The sequence below is a fragment of the Rhizobacter sp. P2_H2 genome (genome assembly GCF_056403375.1).
In genome coordinates, this window is record NZ_JBFUFP010000824.1 from 1 (window position 1) to 2,472 (window position 2,472).

The 2,472-nt window shown below is 69.6% G+C and carries 3 protein-coding genes; all 3 read right to left on the bottom strand.

Annotated features, from left to right (window positions below; all coding sequences use genetic code 11):
• Positions 1–295, bottom strand: a 295-nt coding sequence (locus AC1D15_RS26860) for a hypothetical protein (protein ID WP_477828406.1), incomplete at its 3' end; no start/stop codon positions are given.
• A gap of 16 nt (positions 296–311) precedes the next feature.
• Entirely contained in the window at positions 312–1,007 is a 696-nt protein-coding gene (locus tag AC1D15_RS26865; protein WP_477828407.1) for a hypothetical protein, read from the bottom strand.
• Between the two features lie 31 nt (positions 1,008–1,038).
• Positions 1,039–2,268 (bottom strand): hypothetical protein, encoded by a 1,230-nt coding sequence (locus AC1D15_RS26870; RefSeq protein WP_477828408.1) that lies wholly within the window; start codon positions 2,266–2,268, stop codon positions 1,039–1,041.
• Positions 2,269–2,472 lie beyond the last annotated feature (204 nt).

Genomic DNA, 2,472 nt, shown 5'->3' on the forward strand with positions numbered 1-2,472 from the left:
GCGCCGCGCGGGGCACCTGCGGCTTCGGTGTGGCCGCTGCCGCCGCGGTGCCGCGCCGAGGTGCCGTGACCGCGTGGGCGGGCGCTTCGGCTGCCTCCCGGCGCAGCTTGACCTCGACCCGGCCTGCTTCGAGGATGCGTCGGAACGGGTTCTCGGCCAGCCGCTTCGCCTGGTCATCGGCCTTGTCCGGGCTCGGCATGTTGGCCGGCACCTGGGCCGTCGCCTCGAGGGCCGGCGCAGCCAACGCGGTGGCCAGCCCGCAGGTGAGCAGAGTGATGTGGTTCAGGTGGCGCATGGCTTGCCCTCTCGACTCAGCGAGCCAGTCCGATGGCACCCACGCCGAAGCTCACGGTGCGGTCACGCATCGGCGCCGCGGCTTCGGCCACTTCGATGCCGGTCAGGCTCTCCAGCGTGGGCTTGAGCGCGACACCCTTGGGGCCGCAATAGCCTTCGGGGGCGAAGCGCTCCAGCGCAATCCGGTACTCGGCCACTTCGGGCTTCACGGCTTGCCACACCATCGGGTAGCAGCCGAGCCGCTGCGTGGCCTCGTCCGGTCCGACGAGCCGCACGCGCAAGCGGGTGCTGGTTGCCGAGCTGAGCCGGATCGTCAGGAACCTGTAGTCGCCGGCTTTCACCGGAATCGATCTCGGCGCGCCGATGTTGACCCCCAAACCACCCCACTGGCTGGCGCCCTTGCCGAAGAATTGCCCGGTCACGGCGAGGACATCGCCGTGCACGGCCGGCGGCGATACCAGCGCATCGCCTTGCTTCTCGGAAAAGGCAAAGCTGGTGATCACCCCCCCCTCCGGCGTGCGTGACGGGTTCTTGAACGTCGTCGCCCACAACCGATCGGCCGAGTCGGCCTGCACGTTGGGCGCCGCGGCCTGCGACGCGAGCGGCACGACCAGGGGCTTGGGAGMCGGCTCGGCTTGGGAGCCGGCCCGGAACTGGGCACATGCGCCCAGCAAGGCACACGCCGCAGGGGCGAGGAAGGGGCCGAACTTCATGTCATCTCCTTGTTGGTTGGCTCAGCGCCGATCACTGACCCGACAGCAGGACAGGCTTGCCGATGACCACGGACACCGCATCCAGGCCCGCGCTGCCCTTGAGCTCGCGGATCTGGAACTGCTTGAGCCTGGTCAGGGCCAGCGCGGTGTCAGGACGCGTGGCGCTCGCAGCGGCGCAGTTGGCATCCGGGTTGTTGGCCAGGCTGAACGACGAGAACGGGATCACGCGCGTGGCGGCGGTGCCGCTCAGGCCGGTGACCACGTAGCTCGGGAAGCAGCCGTCATCCACGGCATCGGCCGACTGCAGCATCAGCACGACCTGGCTGTTGCTGGTGGAGGCCAGGTTGATGCTCAACGCGGGCCAGCCGGACACGTCGCTGGTGGCGGTCAGGGGCAGCACGGCCACGGTGGCAGCCCAGGACTCGGTGGCGGAAGTCCGATGGCCGGTCAGCGTGTACGCCGAGGCGCTTTCAGCAAGCGCGTTCCCCGTGGCGCCGGTGCCGTACTCGAACGAGAACGGGCCCGTGATCGACACGGCCGACGTTGCCGGTGCGGCAGGCTTGGGCGCGAAGGCGATGCTGCCCAGGTGGATCCCCACGGTGGCGGAACCGGTGGCCGGGAGGGCCTCGTCCGACACCTCGATGGCCCCGATGTTGGCCAGCGTGCCGGCCAGCGCCGGGTTGGTGGCGGTGGGGCCGGTGCAGAAGTCGGGCAGCTTGAAGTTGGCCTCGGTCAGCGCCAGCTCGTAGTTCGTCTGGGTGGCCGTGACGGTCACGCTGGCCGCCGGCACGCAACCGTTGGGGGTCGAGCCCAGCGCCTTGATCTTGAACTTGAGCGTCTTGTTGGTGCCGGTCGAAGCCAGCGAGAACTGCACCTTGGTCGCGCCGGACTGAACCTGGTTGCGATCGGCATCGCGCAGCGGGACTTCGATGCCCACGCCGCCGAAGGTGCTGCCGCCGGTGTTGCTGAAGCTGCTGCTGACGTTCAGGAGGTTGTTGCTGACACTCAGCACCGGTGCGCTCGGCAAGTCACCCGCCTTCTCGGCATAGGCGAATGCCGAGGCCGTCCGCCCCTGGTCGGTGCTGCCGTCGGCCGCGGTGAACGACGCGACGACCTGCCCATTGATGGTGACCGGCACGGCGGGCGAGGGCGCGGGCACAGAGCCGGTGGGCGGCACGGGGGTGCCGCCGCCGCCGCAGCCTGCAAGCAGGAGGAACAGGGTGGAGAGGGCGGCCAGGCGATGGGAGTTGTCGATGTTCATGGGATCTTCTTTGCTGTGGGGGGTGGGACGATTGCCCGTACGTGGCGGGCGGACGGATCAGCGTTGCGCCGCGACGTGGCGAACGCGGGAAATCAACGTGGAGACGCTCATCGGCCGTACAGGGCGTCTCTCAGGTCGGCACGGAACGCGCCGGCACCCGAGGGGTCGTAGACGCCGAAGCCCGAGGCCAGCTCCCAGTAGTGC

Coding starts and splice junctions, on each gene's coding strand:
- AC1D15_RS26870 (WP_477828408.1), bottom strand. CDS start 2,268: ATGAACATCGACAACTCCCATCGCCTGGCCGCCCTCTCCACCCTGTTC.